A 23403-nucleotide genomic window follows, 5' to 3' on the forward strand; every position below is an offset into this window, starting at 1 on the left:
CCTTTATTACATACAATAATTTCAACTTAATTTAATATACAATCAATATTCAATTTAAAATTTCCAATAATTTATATTCTTGTCGGCATAAGATAAAACCTTTATTATATCTTCTTCTAATATATTTAATATATCTTTTTTTAAATTACCCTCAATTGTATTTTGGGGAATAGGCTTAGAAACTTTAGATTTTACGAATCTTTTTATTATGTAAGGCATTTTGAGTCTTTTATTTATTTCTTGGAGTAATTTAGATACTTTTTTATATTTTGGATTTATCATAGTTTTCCCTTGACTTGGATTCAAATGTACATCTTGGTTACTTACATCAACTTTCTCTACTCCAAGGAAATCATAAATATTAGCCATTACTCCATCAGGATCGTTTACAAAATCCTCAAATAAAATTACTTTAATTTGATTATCATTAAAAAACTTCCTATATTCCTGTATTTGTTCCCAATATTTCGAGGCCTCGAGAAAAGGGGGATAATTAAATATAGCTTTTTTAAAGTCTAAAGGCATTATATTAATATTTACCCCAAACTTTTGTTCATATATTTTCTCTCTCCAATGCCCTGTACTCATTGTTTGTTTCCATACAGATTCCATCCTCTTAATTGGATTTCTTATAATATAGATGATTTTGGCATCTGAATTATAATTGTGGATTTCTCTTGGAACCCAAGGTACTACATTTAACTCACTATAAATTGGACTAACTTCACCTATTACTTTTTCATCATCATAGTGATAATAATAACTTTCATAATTTACATTTTTTCTGTGATTAGTCTTCTTTGCAAAATATCCAGTTTCTTTTAAGTTAGACATACATATATTTGGATGCTCTTTTAATATTTCATATAAACTCGTAGTGCCACATTTAGAAGCACCAATAACAAACAAATTAGCTTTTTTCATAATAACCTCCAATTCAAACCTCTCATATACCTCTTGATTAAGCATTTTATATAAATTCAATTTTTTCATTTGATCGATAATACTATATAACTTTAATTAGAATAAATTCAATAACTGGATTTAGATTAAAAAATTTCTAAAGAAAAAAGAAAGAATAATAGATAATCCAAATTATAAGTAAATATTTTATTGAGGCTACAACATTACATCTAATAGGAAGCAATTTTGTATATACTATTCACTGCCTTCTTTAAAATAGCCACTCATCAAAATATCGCATATTTTGTAATAGAACGCAAAAAACTGTGAATAGTAAAAGACAAAGAACATTTAATTTTGACTGGTTTAACTGGAACTAACTAATTTATTTTTATAATAGATTTATATAATAAGTGTAAATCTATTAAGACTAATGATAAGTAATATGCACTTTAAATAGAAACAATACACGTTTCTATTTAGACTATAGCTATAAAATAGTTCTTATTTCTAAATTTCTTGTTATAAATTCAAGATATTTAGGTATATAACTAACAAGCCCATGAGTGTAAACTAAGGTGAATAACTTATGTATCTATATAATAATGTTCAGAAATATTAGTGCCTGGGAATTTAGTTGCACTTCCATGCCCTAGACCAAATAATAATCCTATAGTTATACCTATAAATACTAATCCTAATTCCATTGTATTACTATCATTGTTAATCTTTAATTGATAATTCATAAAACTTCTGCTCAATACTTACTATTGAATCCCAATTAAAAGAATCCTCTACTCTATTTCTTAGCAACCTAGCATTATTTTTATAATCTTCATTTTTTAAAATTTCAATTGATCTTTTGCTAATATTAAATATAAAATAATTGTCTAGATTAAACACATTCTTATAATTCCCTACAGCTTCAGGAATTCCCCCTACATTACTACCTACAACTGGAATCCCCATAGCATTCGCTTCCAAAACAACCATACCTAGACCTTCCATTCGGCTAGGTATTACTACTAAATCTACGTCATTTAAAAATATAGGAACAGAATCTTTGTCTACATTGCCAGTAAACTCAACTATATCTTCAATACCTAAATTAGAAATTTCTTTTTTTAGCGAGAGTTTTAAAGGGCCATCGCCAACTATTTTAAATCTAGTACTAGGGTATCTCATATGAATATTACTAAATATTTTCGGAAGTAAATCTGCACCCTTTTTGTATTCTAAAGAGCCTACATACCCTATTTTTTTAAATTTTTTATTAAATTCATTCTTCAAATAAAATTTTTCAGTATCAACGCCATTATAAGTAATCACCGCATTCTTACCTGAATAACCTTTATTAATAGCTGAATTTAACAACTCCTCACTAACGAAAAAACATTTATCGGCATTTTCTAATGCAGTAATTAATTTACTCAAATTTTTCTCTTTAACACTGTTTACATCACTACCATGTAAAGTGATAAAGTAAGGTATTTTAAATTCCTTACCTAAAAGATAAGCAATATACCCGTGAGGCATCCCCCAGTGGGCATGAATAACATTCGAATCAATGATCTCTCTATATTGCTTTTCTTTGTATAATTTAACAATCCTTTCAGCATCACTACCTTGTAAAAGCCTTTTTATGTATTTAAATAAAGATATTCGAATATTTTGATTGTAGATTGCCAGCCCATTAATTTCATTTTTATCCATAAGTTTTGTGTCAATTGATGAATCTTTATTAAATATTTTAAGCAAAAAATTTATAAAAGTAGTTTTGTAGTAGTTATTGTTTACGATAAAAACATCATTATATTCAGCATGTCTTTTTACACGTTCAAATGTTGCGTTAATTAACCCTCCCGTTTTTTGTGAATCTAAACTTGTAATATAAAAAATTTTCACTAATACCACCGACCGTTTATTATTAATAAAAGTTATTAAGTAAATAAATATGAATTTTAGTCTGAATCAGCGTCTCTCTTCATAAGTTAATCCCTGAAAGCTTATTATTATAGCCCAGAACACCCACATCCATTCACTGCTAATTAGAGTACTAGAGCTCAATGAATTAATTGTAAAAGAAGACATTATACATAATAAGCCAATAGAGATAGAAGTTATTACTTCATTTTTTGATTTTACTATATTTATAATAAGATCTTTAACGAGTTTGTAATAAAATATAACGTATAAGAGAAAAGTTAAAACACCATAAGTAGATAAAATTTCAATCCACCAATTGTGTACAGCTAAAACACTGTCTGTTTGAAATGTACTATAATTCATCATCCAGTACTCTAAATTACCAGTGCCAGTGCCAAAACCAAAAGTTTCAAATAAGAAGATTAAAGCATTTTTATATAAATTCTCACGTATGTATATTGATCCCGTTTCTGCAGAAAAATCAAAAGTCAAATTATTTGTTAAATATTCAACAATATCTGAAATAAACACAGATGATACTGCAAAAATCATCAATATTAAAACCATTAGTCCATATAGTACCTTAGCTTTTCTTTGTATAAAAATTGTTATAATAAAAAATACAACTATTCCGATCACTAATCCTATAATATTGGCCCTAGAAGAAGTCATAATTAATGTATAAACACTTAAAAAAATAAAAACTACGTAAATTAACTTAGCGATAAAACTGGATGTATTTTTAAAACAAATCGCTAAAGTGAATATAGCAAACGTAATAAAAGTAGCATAATTATTTGTGTTATTAAAAATTGATACAGGATGATCATATACAGAATATATAGGAACTCTATCTTCATTTAAAAAAAAGTAATTGTTAGTGAATATTTCATAAATTCCAATAATTATATGAAAAATGCTCATAATAGAGAATAATCTAAAGCCCACTAATATATCATTAACGTTATTAAATATGTAACTAAATGAAATTATTAGAAAAGTTGCGAGTCCAATAAAATATAGGTCTTGAATCCATGAAGCATAATCCTCGACCCATGCAATTGTGATTATAGAATAAAAAAACCAAAATATAAAAAACATTATTGAATAACTTTGACTATTCTTTTTATTTATAGTAAATTTATCATTTCTTACCCACAGAATCACAAAAGTGAAAATCATAAGTATTAAAAAAGTGATTCTAAATAGAGAAAATTGAAAAAATACAAGATCAACTGATATTGTTGTTGCTCCCAGTAGGGAAGTAATTATGCAAAAGTATGCTACATCTTTAACATTTTTAACCATAGTAACATTAATCCTTATCTAATATGTTTATAGTTTAAGATTTGGTAATCAATTCAAAAACATTATTTGTATAAAGTTAAATTAACACAGTATTCTCCAAGTACACAAATTTAATCCAACAGATGAGAATACTTTAAATCTAGTAAATTTTAAGATGTTCGATACATAGAACACCCTAAAAACAGTCCGTATTAAATTAGCGGGACGAAACCATTCTATTTGTTTTTCATCAAGTAGTTAAAATGAAAACTCGATTTAAGCTCTGCCCATTTAAGGAGTTATATCAATTGTTCGTTAGCGCATTTGAGTATTCTTGATTATAAGTAACATATTTCCCAAATATAATGTTATGATTACTATTTTATTACCTCATCATAAATTTTATTGTATTCATTAGAAATCGTTTTCCATTTAAAACGTTCCGAGTTTACCAAACATGTCTCAGATATCTGCTTGTATACACTTAAGATATCCTTAATCTTACTTGCAATCTCTTTTTCGTCATTTGATGTTACTTTTTTCCCAACCTCCCCATCACTAAAGTGACCATCAAAGCCTTGCCCTTTTGAATAAATTACTGGTAAACCTTGGCTCATTGCTTCCGGGTATACTATTCCAAATGTTTCTTTAAATGAAGGCACTACTAAAATATCATTAGCTCGATATATCTCTAACAATTCTATTTTTCTACTAACAGGTGGTAGATATTTAATAAACCTATGTTTTATAAGATTTTTATACACATTATGATCCATTACTTTACCCACTACCGTAAATTCACATTCATATCCATTATCAATTAACTTTTCAACCGCTTTTGCTGTAGACAAAACATTCTTATTATTGTTTACGTCTCCAACATGCAGAATTTTAATGTCATTTTCACTTTTTGTTTTAGGATTATTCTTATTTTTTAACCAAAAATCATCGACACCGTTTGGTATGATATGTGTTTTATTTTCAATCTCATCCTTTAATGATTTGGGAATGAATTGACTAAGAACTTTTTCCTTGTAAGGAGGTGAAATGAAAATAATTTTATGAGCATGTTTTAAAATTTTAATTCCTAATTTCCTAAGATGTATCATTTTTTTGAAAAACAAATTAACATCAGTATTCCGAACAGCGACAACGTATGGTGTCCGATATTTCTTGAACAGTTTAAAGGCAATATAACCATTAGTGAACAATGAATGTGCATGTAGTATAGAATAATTTGTTACATCGTATTTAAATTGAATGTCTTTTAGGATTTTTTTTTGCTTTAAGTGAAATATATAACGATCGTATTTTTTATGGTTTTCGCTAATTATTGTGTAGTCTCCTAAATTTCGATTTATTTCAAAACCTTTAGCAACTGGAACAAACACATCAATATCTAACCCTTGTTCTTTTTGCTTATCGTACATATTTTTATAAAATGAGCTTGTACTATAATATGAATTTATATGTAATACTTTCAATTAATTTCACTCTCTTCTACAGTCTCCAATATTCAAATCCCTCGGCCTCTATTGATTCTCTGTCCAAAACGCTTTTAACATCAATAATCACCTTGTTTTCATTGGAAACATTAGCAAATAATTTGTTAAATACAGATAAATCCATATCCTTAAATTGATCATGTGCAACCGCTAGTACAATACAATCGAGATCATTTAGTTGATCCATAGAAGTTAATTCAAGACCATATTCTTGATATACTTCTTCAGGATTTGCTACTGGATCCACAATTTCTGGTTCAATTCCAAACTCATTTAATCCATAGACAATATCAATGACTTTAGAATTTCGTGTATCTGGTGTATTTTCTTTAAAAGTCAAACCTAAAATAGCTACTTTAGCTTGTTTAACAACTTTATTTGTTTTAATTAATTTTTTTATTATTGCATCAGCTACGAATTCACCCATGCTATCATTAATTTTACGTCCTGAGAGTACAATTTGACTATGATACCCAAGTTTTTCTGCTTCGTAAATAAAGTAATAGGGATCAACACCAATACAATGGCCACCAACAAGACCTGGAGTAAACCCTAAGGCATTCCATTTTGTGTTCATTGCCTCCACAACATCTGTTGAATCAATGCCCATTCGGTCAAAAACCATAGCTAACTCGTTCATGAATGCAATGTTTATATCACGTTGGCTATTTTCAACTACTTTTGCAGCTTCAGCAACTTTTATTGACTTTGCTCTATGTACCCCAGCGTCAATAACAAGTTCATAAACTTGTGCAATTTCATCCAAGGTTTCTTCATCAATTGCTGAAACAATTTTAACTATCTTTTCCAATGTATTAACTTTATCACCAGGATTAATTCTTTCAGGTGAATAACCAACCTTAAAATCCACACCACATTTCAAACCCGATTCCTTCTCCAAGATTGGAATGCACACATCCTCTGTAACACCTGGGTAAACAGTTGATTCATATACAACAATTGATCCTTTAGTTAAATTTCTACCAATTACTTTACTTGCCCCTTCAATTGGAGACAAGTCAGGTGTTTTGTCAGGTTTAATCGGAGTTGGAACAGAAACAATATGGAACCTTGCTTCTTTTATCTTTGATTCATCATCAGTAAATTCGATTGATGTGTCTTTAATTTTTTGATTACCAACCTCTTCGGTTGGATCAATTCCTGATCGATATTGGTCTATTTTAGACTTATTTATATCAAATCCTATAACATCTACTTTATTTGCAAAAGCTACAGCTATTGGTAAACCTACATAGCCTAGACCGATTACTGATAATTTTTCATATTTATTTAATATACCTTCAACTAAACTCATGGTGATCTCCCCTTTAAGTACTCTCTATTAATTCAATCAACTTATTAGTTAACTCTTTATAATCAAAATCATAAGATGCCTTTCGTGCATTTTCACCTAAAAATTGACGCTTTTCTCTGTTTTCTATTAAATATAATATGTTTTGAGCTATGTCACTTGGATGTTGGTTGCTAGAACTTAAACCACAATTATATTTCTGATAGACACTAAAACCAGTAGTATAAGTCTGAACAATAGGATTTCCAGCTGCTAAGTACTCAAACAATTTGTTTTGACTTTGTCCATACTTATCTAGTGAAGTGCTAGAATTATGCAATATATTAATAGTGGATTTTGTCAATATAGATGGAATAAACTTTTTATCTACTCTACCTTTGAATATAACATTATTTATTCCTTCTCTGTTACAACGGTCTATGAGGTTCTCAAGTTCGTTGCCATTACCAAATATTAAAAATCTGATATCGTTCTTACCTTCATGCTTAATTAATTTAGCAACATCTAATAGGTTATTTATATTATTTACTTTTCTTATTGAACCAGTATAAACAATATTCTTTTGATTCCTATTGTCTAAATCAGAGTCAATATATTCATAGTTTTCACAGTTATAATCAAAGGTTTCAAGCTCCACTCCATTACTTATATGATGTACATTATTTAAGTTAATATCATTACTCCAACCCTTATCTTCTATATACTTTCCTCCACCAGGCCAAGTCATTATTATTCTATTTGATTTTTTGTATATCCATTTTTCACCTTTATATAGTAATTTAGTTAATATATTATTGGGCTTAATTACACCATAGGCTACTAAACTCTCTGGCCATAAATCCCTTACTTCAGTTATGCAAGGTATATTATAGTATTTAGCCAATTTTACCCCTGCTATTAACGCTAGTGGGTGAACACTCGAAGCAATTATGATATCGGGTTTAGAATTCACTTTTGAATACTGCTTTGCAGCTTTTTTAACATTTTTATAGAAGGAAAGCATGTTTTTAATTCGCTGAATTCCATTATCCTCATAAGGTCGAGTCTTTACAAAATTAAAGGGAATACCATTTGAGTGTTCTGTTACATATAAAGATTCTCCAGTATCAACATAATCATTATTATTATGTCTTGTATTAGCGCAGAATATTACAGGGTTATAGTCTTTAGACTTTAAGTTAGATGCAAATGAATAATGACGTCCACCTTCGTTATAATACATATCAGTTGCATAATGATTAAGTATCCAAATATTTTTTTTCATTATAACGCACTTCTTTCTTAACAAAAGCTAATATAAATTTAAAAATCTATTCCGTCCTCCTAAACATTAAATGAATCTATTTAGGTATTGTGTATGTTTTATTACTTTTTCTGTACCGGAATACCTACATAAGTCCCCGATTCCTTAATTGATCTTAGAACCAAGCTACTTGCTCCAATAATTATACCCTCACCAATACATACATTATTTAAAATTGTACTTCCGATACCAATCCAAGACATATTCTCAACTATTACATTACCACCTAAATTTGAACCAGGTGAAATATGTACAAAATCTCTGATTCTATTATCATGATCTATTGATGCGGAAGTATTTATAATGCAACACTTACCAACAGTACTATCAGCATTGATAACAGCTCCAGGCATAACAATTGTACCCTCACCAATTAATACACTGTCACTTATAGTGCTATTTGGGTGAATTAATGTAATAATGTTTACATCAAATTTAACCAAGAAATTATATACTTTTTGACGTATGTAATTATCACCTATGGCAACGAAAAAGTCATAACCATTCTTATATTCTTTAGCACTATCAATATTTCCAATTACTTTATGTCCATTTATTTCATTCAACTTATCATTATCATCTAAAAAATAAATGTTTTCCCATTTGTTCATTTGATTAGCTACATCTACAGCAACTTTTCCATGTCCGCTGGCACCTACAATGATTAAATCACGACTCAAAACAATCACCTATTCATTCCCGATAAATTTCTCGTTAGTACTAGACGTTGTAGAAGTGATTCCTTCTCTTAGAAAAACTTTTAAAACCGTTAGTATCATGATTTTGATGTCTAAAATTAAACTCACTTGATCAACATACTGTACATCTAACTTGAATTTTTCTTGCCAACCAAGGGAATTCCGTCCGTTAACTTGAGCCAACCCGGTTAAACCAGGTCTTACTTCATGTCTTCTTCGTTGATAATCATTATATAAATTTAAATATTCCACTAATAATGGTCTGGGGCCCACGATAGACATGTCACCTTTAAGAATATTAAATAATTCAGGTAGTTCGTCAAGTGATGTTGACCTTAGAATTTTTCCAAATTTGGTTAAACGGATATCATCTGGTAGTAATTCACCATTGTCATCAACTTCATTTGTCATCGTACGAAATTTATACATTGTAAATATAGTCTCATTTAAACCAGGGCGTTGTTGTTTAAAAATTACAGGAGAACCGATTTTAGTTTTTATTAGTATAGCTAATAAAATTAGAAGTGGGCTTAAAAACAATGTAATTATTATAGCAATAGTGAAATCTAGTATTCTTTTAAATAATGAACTATACAATTTTCTTATCATCACACTTAATCACTCCTCCTTTACAATCTGCTACTTAACTTTACAGTTTTTTAGTATTTAGCATAATTATCCTCTTTCACTTCATCTTGGCCTAACCAATGACATTAGAATCGTCGCCTTTAAGCATCCATTAATATCACTAACATCAAAAGACGATCTACAAAATCATAACAGTAAATGAATTATTGTTCGTTTAATGCAACAGTTAGTTGTGATTCGTTAGCTGCTTAGACTTTGTGTTGGCCTAAGTGGTCCATGACTTTTTGTTTAAGACGTATTGACCCATAATTTCAAATTTTTCTAGTAGCCTGTATTTACTTTACCTTAACTTTGTAATAATTCACCCTTCTTTGGCGCGTTGACCTCTGCCTGTTACAATGAGGAGGAATAGAGTTAATAAACTGCTACTGTTATAATGTTTTTTTTGACTTTGGTTATAATTGCTCTCCCTTACTTTGATTCCAGTAATCTCTAATGAAAACTATGAAAACCCCAAGCATTAGCCCTGATACTAAGGCAACGCCTATATTCAACATTTTATTAGGAGAAATAGGACTAGATGGTGTATACGGTTTAGATAAAATATTTACCCGTTCATCTACAATTTGTAAATCTTCGGCAGATAAAGCATCTTCGTATTTTTGATAATACTGCTTATATTTATTATTTGCTTGATCAATTTTGGCGTTTATTTGTTCATATTCGACTTGAGTAATTTTCTCTAAATTTCTTAATTCCTGTAAAAGACTTTCATTAGCTTCTAATACATATTGCGAATCACTCGCATTTTGTTGGAATAAAACAAGCAATGGTAATCCTTCCGAGTCTTCCAGTTTGTTATATTCACTTAAATACTCATCCAGGGACTCTTCTTGCTCTTTTAGTTTATTTTCATACATAGATTTATAGGAAGTAATATAATCTGAAAGATTAGAGCTTATATGTTTTTTAGTGTTTGTGACAACAGCTTCTAGTATTTTTGCAATCAAATCCCGATTAGATCCTTGAATAGAAAGATTGATTAATAATTCATTATTTTTTGGCTTAGTAACATTAAGACTACCTTGCAATGATGAAACACTTCGCTCTAATTTAAGTTCCTCAATTGTGCTTTGTAGCACTTCAGGAGATTTCATGACTTCAACAACTACATCTCTTGAAGTGGAATTATTGGTGTATTCAGTTAGTGAACCTATAGGTAGGTCTGTATTATTAATAATCACTGAGCTTTTTGATTCATATGTAGGAATCACCATCACAAAGCTATATAATGCTGCTAACAAAACTGCAATTGCTGTTATACTAGCTATAATCCACTTTCCTTTCCATAATGTTTCTATAATCTCTCTTAAACTAATTTCCTGTTCCAAGTGTATTCCCCGCCTTATCTAGTTAGAAATAGAATAAATATTCTTTTCATCTCTTTTTATTAATCTCATTACTTTAGACTTTAATTCTTTCTCTTCCGATTCAACCAGTTTCTTTATTTCGGTTTCAATATTAATGTTTTTATTAAAAGTCGCTTTACCTATATATATTTTAGGGAAGATTTCTTTGTTCGTTACTTCATCTTCACCAAGCAACTCTTCATACATTTTCTCACCTGGCCTAATCCCTGTATATTTAATTCCGATATCTTCTAAATTAAAACCTGACAAACGAATTAAATTTTCAGCTAACTCGACTATCTTAACTGGCTCTCCCATATCAAGCACAAAGATCTCACCACCACGCGCTAAAGATCCAGCTTGTATAACTAATCTTGAAGCTTCAGGAATGGTCATAAAGTAACGCGTCATTTCAGGGTCCGTAACTGTCACAGGACCTCCCAGTTGAATTTGCTTTTTAAATAATGGGATGACACTACCGCGGCTACCTAGTACATTTCCAAACCTGACCGCAACAAACTTAGTAGAGCTCACTTTACTTTTAGCTTGAATAACCATTTCAGCAACCCGTTTAGTAGCTCCCATAACATTCGTTGGATTCACAGCCTTATCAGATGATACCAATACAAATGTTCCAACACTTACATGGTCGGCAGCATCTGAAACATTCTTTGTTCCAAATACGTTATTTTTAATCGCTTCCCTAGGGTTGAACTCCATTAACGGAACGTGCTTATGCGCAGCTGCATGGTACACGACATCAGGTTGATAGTTTTCAAACACGTCATAAATGCGATCACGATCTTGTATATCTGCGATAACTGGAATGATTTCAAATTGTGTTCCGTGCTTTTGACGTAGTTCCATATCTATTTGATAGATACTGTTCTCCCCATGCCCTAATAAAATAACCTTAGCTGGGTCAAATTTGGAGACCTGTCTACAAATCTCAGATCCTATTGAACCACCAGCACCTGTAACTAACACCGTCTGGTTTGTAATAGATTCAGAGATTGATTCAATATCTAATTCTATTGGTTCACGTCCTAATAAGTCTTCCACCTGCACATCTCTAAATTGATTAACGGATACTTTACCAGAAATAATATCTTCAATTTTTGGTAGTATCTGAGTTTTAACCTTCGTATTAACACATTTTTCAAAGATGTCATTAAGGCCTTTTTTATCCAGTGATGGAATCGCAATAATCACATGTTCAATTCGAAAATTGTCTATCACTTTTTCAATCTCATCTGACGTGCCTACCACTCTTACGCCATACACCTGTAATTTAGCTTTATTTGGATCATCATCTATAAAGGCTACTGGTTTTAGTTCCGTATCTTTGTTATTTATTAACTGACGTGCGACCATACTTCCCGCATCACCTGCACCAATAATTAACGTTCTTCTTAAATCCCTTTTCACATTAAAATATTGGTCACGGAATACACGCCAAGAGAATCTAGAACCACCAATTAATAGAATATGTAACATCCAAGTAACGACTAAAGCTCTAAGTAGTATCCCTTCAAACACGAAGTATTGAATGAATCCTGTCACTAAGATCGATAACGTGACAGCATTAAAGATTCCTTTAAGCTCTCCAATACTAGCGTATTCCCAAGCTTTTTGATAAAGCCCATAAAACATGGCAAAAATGTGATGGCAAATAAGTAGTGTGAATGATGAAAGGATTAGGGCTTCTTGCCTTATGAAGAATGTGTCATATAACAAATAAGAACTTAAGAATATTGCCGTTATAACGATAAAAGAGTCCACGAATAATAGTGCTAAAAGCCTATACCTATAAGTCATGGTTTTGCTCACCTCCATATTTTATGTCCAAATTTTATTATGTATTTTAAAGTCGTGTTTTGTCGTCTACTACAGAATTATATCAAAATTATTACAAAAATGTTAGGTGTAAATGACAATTTTCAATAAACTTATACATTTATGCGAGTAGGTATTATGAACCACTATATGCAAAAAAGAGGCCAGCACATGACTAAGCCTCTTCACCAAACACTGTTTTCACAACATTTTCTGCGGCTTTTCCATTTTCCCAGCTGCAGAACCTGTTATAAAATTCCTTATATTTTTCTTTATAATTTTCATTCAGTTCATCAATATTTTTTATAGCATTAATAAGTTCATCTGATGTCATCAGTAGAGGACTTGGTACTTCGGTTTCAATATCAAAATATAAACCGCGTATTTTCCCTTTATAATCATCTAAATCATACGTGTAAAAGAGAATGGGTCTATTCAGGTTTGCATAGTCAAAGAATACAGATGAATAATCCGTCACTAAGATATCTGAGATCAAATATAATTCTGCGATATCGTCGTAAGTTGATAAATCATAGGCAAAGTCTTCGTATCCTGTGAGTTCAAGCTGACTTGCGACTAGATAATGGAGTCTTAAGACTAATACATATTCATCTGATAGCTCTTCCCTCATTCGGTCTAAATCTAAAGGCAGTTCAAAGGAGTATTTACCTTTCTCAATGAACTGGTTATCTCTCCAAGTTGGAGCGTACAAAATAACCTTCTTGTCGACTGGGATTCCTGCCTTTTTCTTAATTCGATCAATATCACCCTGATTAGCTTGATGCAATATATCATTTCTAGGATAACCGTACTCCAACATTTTGTTATCAAAATTAAAGGCTCTTCTAAAGATGTCCGATGAGTATTGGTTTGGGCTAATTAAGTAATCCCACCGGCTACTTTCAAAAGTGAAATTCTTCTTATACCTACCTGTATCTGTACCAGGCATTTGTACGGCCTCAATATCGACACCTAAGCGTTTTAGAGGTGTTCCATGCCATGTTTGAAGATAAACCGTTTCATCACGCTTCTTCACATGTTTAGGTAACCTTGTATTAAACACCCAATACTTAGCTCTTGCCATATAATAATAATAGCCTAATGAATACCGTTTAACTTGTTTAGGGTTACCTGGAATATCTAGTTGTTTGCCGTTGTTAATCCAAATAAATTTATAATTAGGTCTGTTTTCAAGCATATATTCATAAATTGATTTCGGATTACATGAATACCCTTTACCCATAAAGCTTTCAAAAACGACATGATCTCTTTTAACCGATTGCTTTAAGAATACTCGGTTGTAAATGAGTTTTCTTAAGTTGGTACGGCTCGTAGCCCCTCTTTTCACATCGCTTAGAATGTGGTGCAACCTGATTAAGTTCTTAAACTTCTCTGCGTCACCTTTTTGAATAGCTCTAATTTCTCGTTTAACAAATGGATTTTGTTTTCGATAAACTTTGGAAGATAATTTATTAAAGACCTGATTTAATAAATCGAATACCTCTTCATACTCTTCTGGGTCACGCATAAACAATAAGAACGTCTTACGATAGAAGTTCATTAAATCAGTATCTATAATATATTTTACGTTTGGAGTTTCACTATATTCAGGCTCAACCGATAAATACATGTTCAAATAATCTATGCTTCGTTGATAATAATCTGCTTCTTCAAGAATGTTTGGATTATTAATTAAATCAACACGTTTTCTCCTAAAGTAACGGCTGTCCCTCGTGTATTGTGTGTAAGGCTCATTAGCAAAAAACGCATAGACAAATGAATAATCCGAGTAAGTCGTCACATTCTCTAAGAACTTAATATTGTGATCAATAACTGCCTTTCTAGAGAAAAGCCCTTTTTGAACCGTACGGCTTGTATACACTTTAGATGTTTTACGCACTTTTATTTCTGGTACTTCATTCTCTTCAAATTCTTCCATTTGATCTAAAGATTTTATGGTTGAAACACTGCCAGACATAATACGATCATCGCCAATGTGATCGACTAAATGCTTAATGGCATTCTCGTGAATCACATCATCACTATCCACAAAGTAAAGATAATCACCTGTGGCTACTTCTATACCTTTATTTCTGGCAGAACCTACGCCTTTTCTTTCAGTTAGATCGTATTTCTTTATACGATTGTCTGCTTTCATTAATTCATCGATTACTAACCCGCTATTATCTGTTGACGCATCGTTAACGACAATAATCTCGAGATCTTTATACGTTTGGTTTATGACTGATTCTAAACAGTCCTCCAAATATTCTACTGTGTTATAAACCGGAATAATTACTGATACTTTCATCGTGTGTCACCCTTATTTGTACTGAAATAACCGCTTGATGCTGTTGACTAATGGTTGCTTACCGTTCGACACAACCCCCGTTAACTCCGCTAAAATATGAAGAACGAACAGAACTGCCACCATAATGAATAATGAAAGTAAAGTCGTTGCGTTCGTAAAGACGATGGCTGTAATACCAAAGAAAGCACTAAACAAATAAATCAATAGGACCGTCTTACGATGTCCTAATCCCATCTCTAATAGGACGTAATGAATGTGCTTTCGGTCCGCTGTCATGATGTGTTGTCTGTTCATCGCTCTTCGAATAATAGCAAAAACCGTATCAAAAATTGGAATCGTCAAGATCACGATTGGCACTATAAATGTAAATACTGTTACATTTTTAAATAGCCCCATCATCGAGATGACGGCCAATGAATAACCAATAAATAGTGATCCAGTATCTCCTAAGAATATTTTTGCAGGGTAAAAATTATACAATAAGAACCCTGATAATGCCGCAATGAAAATAGCACTTAAATAAATGACTAATGTTACGGTATCTCCCATTGCCATGACAAAGATACTCATAAAGGCAATGCCTGCAACACCTGTAGCTAAACCATCTAGCCCGTCAATTAGATTCATGGCATTAGTAATACCTACAATCCACAAGATGGTTAGAACATAACCAAACCATCCTATATCAACACTTCCCATTAACGGGATTGTCACTTTCTCGATCATTAATCCTGATGATAAGACAATAACTGCTGCTGTTACTTGAACAACTAACTTAGTTAAAGGTTTTAAATTATAAATATCATCTGCAATACCAGAAAAAATAATTAATGCCGCGCCGATAAGAATAGCCGTTAAGCCATAGTGCGCAGGCTGATAATATAATAACCCACCGATAATAGGTATGATAATAGCTAAACCGCCAAGTAATGGAACTTCTCCATTATGCTTCTTACGATCGTTAGGTCGATCGACCAACCCAAACTTCTTAGCAATATATATAACTAAAGGTGTAATGGCTATTGTTAATATAAATGTTATTACAAAACCAATTAATACATGCGTGTAAAACATGGTTGTCACCTACTAACTTTAAAATAACTAACGAATATTGTATCACACTATGCATTGAATTTCTTTACAATTTTTTTACATTCCATTTGCTTAGTGTTTAAATCACTGTAAATTAGACGTATCTGATCATAAAAATGTTGCAACGAAAAATGACTTTTGGCATATTCATATAGTTTTTCTGTTTGATCTTCGTGATTATGCGTAGCAACTTGGTACATAGTTTGAGCAATTTCTTTTGGACTATCTTCATTGACGACCGTTCCGTATTCGTCATTTGGGATAAGTTTTTTAACATCACCAACATTTGTTGTCACGATTGGAACTTTTGCTCTTGCCGCTTCTAATAATACTAACGGGAAACTTTCGCTCTTTGACGTTAATAAGAATAAATCCGCTATTTCTAAGTATTGTACAGCTTCTTCCTGATATCCGATTATGTGGACATGATTATCTAAATCGTTCTTTGAAAGCGCTTTTATAACATTATCCTTTTCAACGCCGTCGCCAATAAGAAGCAAATGTCCATTAGGTTTAACCTCTAAGAATTGCTGAAATGCTTCAATAGCTAACCAATGTCTTTTTACTGATTCTAACCTTGCAATCATGATAATGATATAGTCCTCATCATTAAAACCCAATGAGAACCTGTTTAATCCATCCACTTTCTCACTAAAGTCGATTCCATTCCAGATTGTTGAAATGGCGTTTGGATGAACATTGAAGGCATTTTGCATAATCTCCGAGAATGACCTTGAAACCACGATAAAGTGATCCACATTTTTAAAGGACCATTTATACAAGTGATAGCATATTAGACCCTTAAGACCTCTACCAGAAAAATCATCTTGAGGATTACTGTGAATGGTCGTGATCACTGGCTGTCTAATGAACCTTTTACTTAACGCCATTAAAAATGTCGCTCTAGGTCCATGGGTGTGAACAAATTGAACATCTTCTTCTCTTAAGAATTTGATTAATTCCCATAAAACCGTTAAATCTTTCTGATTATGTTGTTCAAAAAGCACGACTGGAATTCCTAGCTCTTTCGCTCTTTCAAGCATTTCACCACGTTCGAATAACCCTAAGATTACCTCATTTTCGTTAAACTTAGATAGTAGAGAAAGTATGTGGTGCATGCCTCCGCCAGTTTCATTACCTGTATTTAAATGCAGTACACGCAAATAGGGTCTTCCTTTACGGTATTATTTTCCCCTAAGTACATGTATTAAGAATTTAGGCAATTGAACCATCCTTTTGATTCGTGTCGGATTGGTCACTAAGCGATACAACCACTCTAGGTTTAATTTAAGCCAAACCTTTGGTGCTCGTTTCGCTTCGCCTGCCCAAATATCAAAGCTTCCTCCAACTCCCATAACGATTCCTTTGTCTAGTTTCTCCTTATGTGTATAAATCCATTCTTCCTGCTTCGGATATCCTAAAGCTACAAATACAAAGTCCGGCTTCGCCTCTTGAATTTGATTAATGATTTTTGAGTCATTGATATCTATATACCCATGATGATACCCAGCTAAAACTAAATTCGGGTATTTATTTTTAATTTTTGTTGCTGCTTTTTCAACCACGTGCTCTTTTGCCCCTAATAAATAAACAGATTTTTGTTCTTGATTGGCATACTTTAAGTAGTCTTCCATTAGCTCAATCCCTGGAATTCTTTCTGGCAAGGGTTTTTTTAGTATTTTTGAGGCTATAATAATACCAATCCCATCAGCTATAACATAATCAGCGCTTTTTAATATTTGATTATAATGCTGACTTTCTTGCGCATGCATCACAATTTCTGGATTAGCTGTTACTAAAAATATAGGTTTTTGACCATAATGATTAATTGTCTGGTTTATTAATTGTTTTCTCGTTGTATGTATAAATTCGACATCTAATATATTGATGTGAGTTGTTCTGATCATATTTATATTCCTTTCATATTTGGAGTGTCATATACTAATGAATTTGAAATTGTTGTTATTCTATATCCTGTTTTTAATGGTAACCCTAATTTTACCATACGATGCCTTAGCATACTTGCTCATCTTATTAATGGTGTTATTCAGCATCAAGTATTTAAAGACTAATATGATGTTTTTATTTGTTTATTACCCTTTACGTCCAATTATGTCAGAAATCAATCAAGGGCTCACCTTTTTAGGGGATGCTGTATTAATATCTGCACTGGTCATCACCTTGTTTTATAAAAAGAGTGACATTTACTCGCTTTCAAGAAAACAGTCTTATTTTATATATTATTTACTGTTTTTGATGATCGGAAGTATATCGGCACTAATCATTTCAAATGTATCTATTATTTCTTTAGCTGTGGAATTAAGGGCCTTGGGCTTAATGCTTATATTTGTATTCATATTCTCAAATAACTATTGGGTGAAGCGTGATTATATCCTTCTACTTAATACTACGTTCGTGACTGCACTGGTGATCAGTGTTCATGGAATACTGGAAAAGCTTCTCGGGAAAAGTGTTATGTTACCTCAATCCTGGGCAGCATGGGATTTATCTAAGGAAAATGCAGAAAGAGTTTATGGAACACTCGGAAATCCAAATGTTTTAGCTATGTACTTATTATTTGTATTTGTTTTAACCTTCTTACCGTTCGTTAAGGAGTCCAGACTTAAATTTATGGTTCCAATTGTACAAATAGCGACACTAAGCACAGTGTTGTTAACCGCTTCAAGAGGTTCATTATTAGCCTTTTTTATTGCTGGATTCATTTACTTAATCATCACTAAGAAATGGACGTATTTTCTTAAAGTGGCACTCTTGACTGTATTAAGCTTTATCTTAATATACTATCCCGCTCAATCTTTAGCTGACGCGTTTGATCAGAAAGATGATCGTGATAAAACTGAGCAACGTGAGAAGAAATCAAAAAAGGATTCATTAGATTTATTTGAACGTCTACAAGTGATGTTCTCTGATCGGACCATCAAAGCTAGCACCAATTGGGGGAGAATTTACATATTAATTAAAGGCAAAGAGATATTCTTGGATCATCCCATCATAGGGACTGGATTTGCAACATTTGGTGACTCAGCTACGCAGTCCTTTTCATCACCTATCTATGAGACATATAACATCAAAGGGGATATTTATACCGACAATCAATACATACATATCCTCGTCTCTACAGGTTTAGTCGGATTGATTCTTCTAATGATTTTTTTAATAAGATTACTTAGAATGATTTGGACTCAATACTTATTTGAAGATAAGTGGTTCTTTATATTTTTAACGATTACTTTTCTAATTTCATGTTTGTATTACAATACACTTGAAAGCAAAACATTTATGATGCTATATTTTACCCTTTTAGGAATTCTCTTTAATCGATCGCGAGGAGTGGACCATGCTTAAGCGCCAAACGTTCTTTCGTGCGTTTAGTATTATTGCCATTTTAACTATAGGAAGTAAATTGCTTGGTTTTGTAAGAGAAGCCATCATAGCATCATACTTCGGAACAAGTATAGCATCGGATATGTTTTATGTAGCTTTAATCATTCCAACGATTGCTTTCACTGTTATTGGAACCGCTATACAAGGTTACCTCCTACCAGTCTATATGGAAGTGAAAGAAAATCAAAAAGATCATAAAGTTTTTACTCAATACAGTCACCTAATCTTATTGTTTTCATTCATGTTGATGCTGTTATTAATGGTTTTCGCTAAACCTATCGTGATGCTGATGGCACCTGGTTTTTCAGATGAACAATTTGACATCACGAGCTTATTAGTATTCGTTATGCTTCCCATTCTACTCATCATGACCATTAATTCATTAACACAAGTCGTCTTTCATACAAACGAACATTTCACGCCACCTGCACTAGGTGCCGTACTAAATAATTTTATTACGATTATATTCATCCTAATCCTGTACCCTTTTATTGAGTTGTATAGCTTAGCTACGGCTGTACTACTAGGTAGTATGGCGCAACTAGGTTATCAATATCATCTATCGTCTGAGCGCTTTCTGTTTAAAGGGTTTCAATTAAAAGAATCGTTAACCTATTTAAAATCATTAAAACCAATCTTACCTATTATCATTGCGGCTATTGCCCTTCAACTTAATTTAGTAGTAGACCGAATCGTTGCTTCTTTTCTAGAGCCTGGTGGTATTGCAGCTTTAAATTATAGTTACAGACTACTTTGGATTCCATTAAGTATTTTATTAATACCTATCTCAACGATTTATTATCCGAAATTAAGTAGGCTCATCAAAATGAATGAATTAGAAGAATACGGGTCTTATTTGTACAGTGGGTTTAAAGTGATTGTGCTGCTGTCTATTCCTCTTCTTATAGTGATGTGCTTTGAATCGAATAACCTTGTAAACTTAGTTTACGAACGAGGGGCTTTTGGGCAAGATGCTACTAACAGGACAGCTGGAGCTTTTTATTTTTACTCGTTAGGGTTGGTCTTTTTCGGCACACGAGAATACTTTGTCCAACATTTCTATGCCAATAAAGCTTATAAACAGGTCATGCTAGGAAGTATCATTGGTGTGTTTTTTAATATACTGCTAAGCATTTTATTAGCTTACTACTTTGGGATTAATGGTGTTGCGCTTGCTACATCAAGCTCTATGCTTATTCAATCAGTCTTTTTTTACATTTATATTCGTAGAAGTTATTGCACGTTTGACCTATCGTTATTAGTAAGAGCGAGTATCACTTTAAGCATCATTGCTTTTATGCTTTGGTTCTTTATGCCTTATTATTCTAACGGTTATACGTTTTTATCAATCACCATAACGAGTTTGATTACCTTCATCACATTTTATATCGTTCATAGAAAAGAGATTACATTGATGGTTAGATATCTGAAAGGAACATAATAATGCAAATTCTATTAAGTACAATCTTTAAATACCCCCACGAAGGTGGCTTATCAACGCATATTAGCACGTTAAAAGCTGGACTCGAAGAGCTAGGACATGAAGTAGATGTCGTATCTGGTTCGGACTTTAGAGGGATATTAGACTTTTTAACCATTAAAGCTCCGAGTCGACTCCTTAATCAATTGTCACTAGGCAAGGGGCAATGGTTTGGTGATCGAAGAAGATCATCTCTGTTATTTAAAAAGCTAAAGTTAGTGCATGAAAATTATGATGTAATCAATACTCAAGATATTTTTGCTACATTAGCTTCTAGACAATTAAAAACCAAAACCGTTCAGACGATTCATGGGTATTATACCTTTGAGGCGATAAGCCGAGGTGCTGTAGATGATGGGTCATCATATGCACATAAATTCAAACGTTCTGAGCGATATGCATACAAGACTGCTGATGAATTAGTGTGTGTAGATCAACGATTAAAACAATATGTGAAACATGAATCAGGAAGAGAAGCATTCACCATTCCCAATTTTATAAACACTCATTTATTTAATGTCTCTAACGATCAAGTTAATTCTATTGCAAATAAACATGACATTCCTATTCATAAGAACCTATTACTTGTACCTAGAAGACTGACTGAAAAAAATGGTGTCATATACCCCATTAAAGCTTTAAAACACGTCATTCAAACAAATCCTAATGTGTGTTTAATATATGCAGGCAGTGGTGAGATGACGGAGGAGCTAAAAAGCTTAGTAAAAGAAGAGAATCTAGGAAATTATGTGAAGTTCTTAGGCTCTGTCCCCCATGAAGATATGATCGCATTGTACAAACTAAGTCAAATTATACTCATCCCAAGCATTCATACTAAAGGTGTTGAGGAAGCAACATCAATCGCTGCTTTAGAAGGCATGGCGGCTGGTAAACCAGTTGTCGCCAGTTCTATTGGTGGTCTTAAAGAATTAATTCAACACGAATATAATGGCATATTATTTGAAGAAAAAAAAATAGATGATTTAACTAACCATATCATAGGTTTATTAAATAATAGAGAACAAGCAAATAAATTAGGCGAACAAGCAAAAGAATATGTTAGTCAAAACCATTCACATATCCAGGCTGCTAAAAAATTTGTTGAAATGTACACTTAATAAAATTATTATTGCGATTAATCTAAATATCCTTTAAAATTCTTATAGTGGCAAAGACTACATAAAGAAGGTGCTTAATTTGAGAAAAACAATCTATCTACACGTTGGATATCATAAAACGGCTACAACCTTTTTACAAAATAGCATTTTTCCTAACCTAAAAAAAGTACGACACATTAAAAATAAAAAGATTAAAAAAGAACTTTATAATCTTCGTGTTAGAAAACTATCTGATGAAGATATAAATGAAATTAGAGCGAAGTTTGATAGGTTAGGCAAGGAAGGTAAACCTACTTTAATTTCTTACGAGGGATTATCAGGTAGCCCATTTAAGCAAAAAAAGCCTAAAAAGCATTCTAGCATTCTAAAAGATCTTAGACGTGTTTTTCCGGAAGATCAATATGATGTCAAATTAATTATTGGTATTCGCGAACAAGTTCAAATGATGTCATCGCTATACATCCAGTATCTACACATGGGTGGATATCAAAAAGTTGAAGATTATATGGAAAAGCTTGAAAGACATGAAGTCTTGGATCAATATAAATATAATGAGTATTTAAATTTAGTAGAAGAAATATTCGGACAGGACTATTACCTATTTATCTATGAAAATCTTAAAAAAGATGAGAAAAACTACTTATTAGCGTTACTTAATTATATTGGGGTTAATAAAATTCCTAACTATAAGACTGATCCGGTAAACAAGAGCTATGGTGTGTTACAAGCTAAGATTGCCCGTAGGTTAAATAAATATTTTAAAACAAAACAAAACCCTAATGGTAAGTTCAAGGTTAAAAAATCTAAACGTTTCGGTAAGTTATGGCCTAGAACATTCTTACAAAACAAGATTAGTTATGCGATCCATTATAAGAGATACACTCTACCTGAAGATATTCAAGAGAGTTTACGTGAACGTTATAAAGAGGATAATATTAAATTGAGTAAAAGAGACAACGTTAATTTACCTTCCCAATATCTATATTAAAAAAGAGCTGAGTTCTTAACCTAAAAGAAGACGAATATTAGGAGTCAATTTACTTCCTAAAATTCGTCTTCTTTTTTAGCTACGTCAAAAAGCTTCGCTTTCCGCAGGCACGGCTTCAACTTCCCCAAACTCACATTCGTTCGTTTGGCGTGATTTTCAGCTCGTGCTGTTCCTGCAGGAGCATTCCTATCGAATCAGGTTTTCACCTCTTGAATTAAAAAGGGCCCTCCGTTATGATGCTG

Annotated in this window: 18 protein-coding genes; 4 read left to right on the top strand and 14 right to left on the bottom strand. The window is 32.1% G+C overall.

The features are described 5' to 3' along the window. Window positions 1–54: 54 nt before the first annotated feature. The 14 genes from ACFSW4_RS09855 to ACFSW4_RS09920 all read right to left on the bottom strand — a co-directional run bounded on the left by ACFSW4_RS09855 (window position 55) and on the right by ACFSW4_RS09920 (window position 18077). On the bottom strand, window positions 55–924 hold the full coding sequence (locus tag ACFSW4_RS09855; RefSeq protein ID WP_377328977.1) for a sulfotransferase family protein: 870 nt from the start codon (window positions 922–924) through the stop codon (window positions 55–57). A 702-nt stretch (window positions 925–1626) separates the two neighbouring features. After that, window positions 1627–2808: a glycosyltransferase gene (locus ACFSW4_RS09860; protein ID WP_377328978.1), complete on the bottom strand. Its 1182-nt coding sequence runs from the start codon at window positions 2806–2808 to the stop codon at window positions 1627–1629. Window positions 2809–2874: 66 nt separating this feature from the next. After that, entirely contained in the window at window positions 2875–4137 is a 1263-nt protein-coding gene (locus ACFSW4_RS09865; protein ID WP_377328980.1) for an O-antigen ligase family protein, read from the bottom strand. Window positions 4138–4493: 356 nt separating this feature from the next. Beyond that, the gene (locus ACFSW4_RS09870; protein ID WP_377328982.1) at window positions 4494–5600 is read right to left on the bottom strand and encodes a glycosyltransferase family 4 protein; all 1107 of its coding nucleotides are present in this window, start codon (window positions 5598–5600) and stop codon (window positions 4494–4496) included. A gap of 16 nt (window positions 5601–5616) precedes the next feature. Beyond that, entirely contained in the window at window positions 5617–6936 is a 1320-nt protein-coding gene (locus ACFSW4_RS09875) for a nucleotide sugar dehydrogenase (protein ID WP_377328984.1), read from the bottom strand. Between the two features lie 13 nt (window positions 6937–6949). Next, window positions 6950–8197, bottom strand: a complete 1248-nt coding sequence (locus ACFSW4_RS09880) for a glycosyltransferase family 4 protein (protein ID WP_377328986.1) — start codon at window positions 8195–8197, stop codon at window positions 6950–6952. Window positions 8198–8298: 101 nt separating this feature from the next. Then, the gene (locus ACFSW4_RS09885; protein WP_377328988.1) at window positions 8299–8916 is read right to left on the bottom strand and encodes an acetyltransferase; all 618 of its coding nucleotides are present in this window, start codon (window positions 8914–8916) and stop codon (window positions 8299–8301) included. Between the two features lie 9 nt (window positions 8917–8925). Further along, on the bottom strand, window positions 8926–9543 hold the full coding sequence (locus ACFSW4_RS09890) for a sugar transferase (protein ID WP_054754556.1): 618 nt from the start codon (window positions 9541–9543) through the stop codon (window positions 8926–8928). A gap of 434 nt (window positions 9544–9977) precedes the next feature. Further along, window positions 9978–10913 carry a GumC family protein gene (locus ACFSW4_RS09895; RefSeq protein WP_377328990.1) on the bottom strand — a complete coding sequence of 312 codons (936 nt, stop codon included), beginning with the start codon at window positions 10911–10913 and terminating at the stop codon, window positions 9978–9980. Window positions 10914–10931: 18 nt separating this feature from the next. Then, complete coding sequence (locus ACFSW4_RS09900; RefSeq protein ID WP_377328992.1) at window positions 10932–12749, bottom strand: polysaccharide biosynthesis protein; 1818 nt, start codon at window positions 12747–12749, stop codon at window positions 10932–10934. A gap of 193 nt (window positions 12750–12942) precedes the next feature. Further along, complete coding sequence (locus ACFSW4_RS09905) at window positions 12943–15078, bottom strand: bifunctional glycosyltransferase/CDP-glycerol:glycerophosphate glycerophosphotransferase (protein WP_377328994.1); 2136 nt, start codon at window positions 15076–15078, stop codon at window positions 12943–12945. Between the two features lie 12 nt (window positions 15079–15090). Then, window positions 15091–16152: a glycosyltransferase family 4 protein gene (locus tag ACFSW4_RS09910; protein ID WP_377328996.1), complete on the bottom strand. Its 1062-nt coding sequence runs from the start codon at window positions 16150–16152 to the stop codon at window positions 15091–15093. A gap of 47 nt (window positions 16153–16199) precedes the next feature. Continuing rightward, window positions 16200–17333, bottom strand: coding sequence for a glycosyltransferase (locus tag ACFSW4_RS09915; protein WP_377328998.1), 1134 nt, complete (start codon window positions 17331–17333; stop codon window positions 16200–16202). Window positions 17334–17354: 21 nt separating this feature from the next. Beyond that, complete coding sequence (locus ACFSW4_RS09920; protein ID WP_377329000.1) at window positions 17355–18077, bottom strand: WecB/TagA/CpsF family glycosyltransferase; 723 nt, start codon at window positions 18075–18077, stop codon at window positions 17355–17357. A gap of 37 nt (window positions 18078–18114) precedes the next feature. Here ACFSW4_RS09920 and ACFSW4_RS09925 point away from each other — a divergent pair, with 37 nt between their 5' ends. The 4 genes from ACFSW4_RS09925 (at window position 18115) to ACFSW4_RS09940 (ending at window position 23161) form a co-directional block, all read left to right on the top strand. After that, window positions 18115–19536, top strand: a complete 1422-nt coding sequence (locus ACFSW4_RS09925; protein WP_377329002.1) for an O-antigen ligase family protein — start codon at window positions 18115–18117, stop codon at window positions 19534–19536. Beyond that, window positions 19529–21016: a murein biosynthesis integral membrane protein MurJ gene (gene murJ / locus ACFSW4_RS09930; RefSeq protein WP_054754509.1), complete on the top strand. Its 1488-nt coding sequence runs from the start codon at window positions 19529–19531 to the stop codon at window positions 21014–21016. The genes ACFSW4_RS09925 and murJ overlap by 8 nt, the downstream gene beginning before the upstream one ends. 2 nt (window positions 21017–21018) lie before the next feature. Then, the gene (locus ACFSW4_RS09935; RefSeq protein ID WP_377329005.1) at window positions 21019–22173 is read left to right on the top strand and encodes a glycosyltransferase family 4 protein; all 1155 of its coding nucleotides are present in this window, start codon (window positions 21019–21021) and stop codon (window positions 22171–22173) included. Window positions 22174–22252: 79 nt separating this feature from the next. After that, on the top strand, window positions 22253–23161 hold the full coding sequence (locus tag ACFSW4_RS09940; protein WP_377329006.1) for a hypothetical protein: 909 nt from the start codon (window positions 22253–22255) through the stop codon (window positions 23159–23161). Window positions 23162–23403: the final 242 nt, after the last annotated feature.

The sequence above is a fragment of the Piscibacillus salipiscarius genome (genome assembly GCF_042685285.1).
Classification (GTDB): Bacteria; Bacillota; Bacilli; order Bacillales; family Alkalibacillaceae; genus Piscibacillus; species Piscibacillus salipiscarius.

Bases quoted from the DNA above. Each gene is read 5' to 3' on its own strand.
- ACFSW4_RS09880 (WP_377328986.1), bottom strand. From the start codon at position 8,197: ATGAAAAAAAATATTTGGATACTTAATCATTATGCAACTGATATGTAT.
- ACFSW4_RS09905 (WP_377328994.1), bottom strand. From the start codon at position 15,078: ATGAAAGTATCAGTAATTATTCCGGTTTATAACACAGTAGAATATTTG.
- ACFSW4_RS09900 (WP_377328992.1), bottom strand. From the start codon at position 12,749: ATGACTTATAGGTATAGGCTTTTAGCACTATTATTCGTGGACTCTTTT.
- ACFSW4_RS09865 (WP_377328980.1), bottom strand. From the start codon at position 4,137: ATGGTTAAAAATGTTAAAGATGTAGCATACTTTTGCATAATTACTTCC.
- ACFSW4_RS09855 (WP_377328977.1), bottom strand. From the start codon at position 924: ATGAAAAAAGCTAATTTGTTTGTTATTGGTGCTTCTAAATGTGGCACT.
- ACFSW4_RS09925 (WP_377329002.1), top strand. From the start codon at position 18,115: ATGAATTTGAAATTGTTGTTATTCTATATCCTGTTTTTAATGGTAACC.
- ACFSW4_RS09920 (WP_377329000.1), bottom strand. From the start codon at position 18,077: ATGATCAGAACAACTCACATCAATATATTAGATGTCGAATTTATACAT.
- murJ (WP_054754509.1), top strand. From the start codon at position 19,529: ATGCTTAAGCGCCAAACGTTCTTTCGTGCGTTTAGTATTATTGCCATT.
- ACFSW4_RS09910 (WP_377328996.1), bottom strand. From the start codon at position 16,152: ATGTTTTACACGCATGTATTAATTGGTTTTGTAATAACATTTATATTA.
- ACFSW4_RS09875 (WP_377328984.1), bottom strand. From the start codon at position 6,936: ATGAGTTTAGTTGAAGGTATATTAAATAAATATGAAAAATTATCAGTA.
- ACFSW4_RS09890 (WP_054754556.1), bottom strand. From the start codon at position 9,543: ATGATAAGAAAATTGTATAGTTCATTATTTAAAAGAATACTAGATTTC.
- ACFSW4_RS09935 (WP_377329005.1), top strand. From the start codon at position 21,019: ATGCAAATTCTATTAAGTACAATCTTTAAATACCCCCACGAAGGTGGC.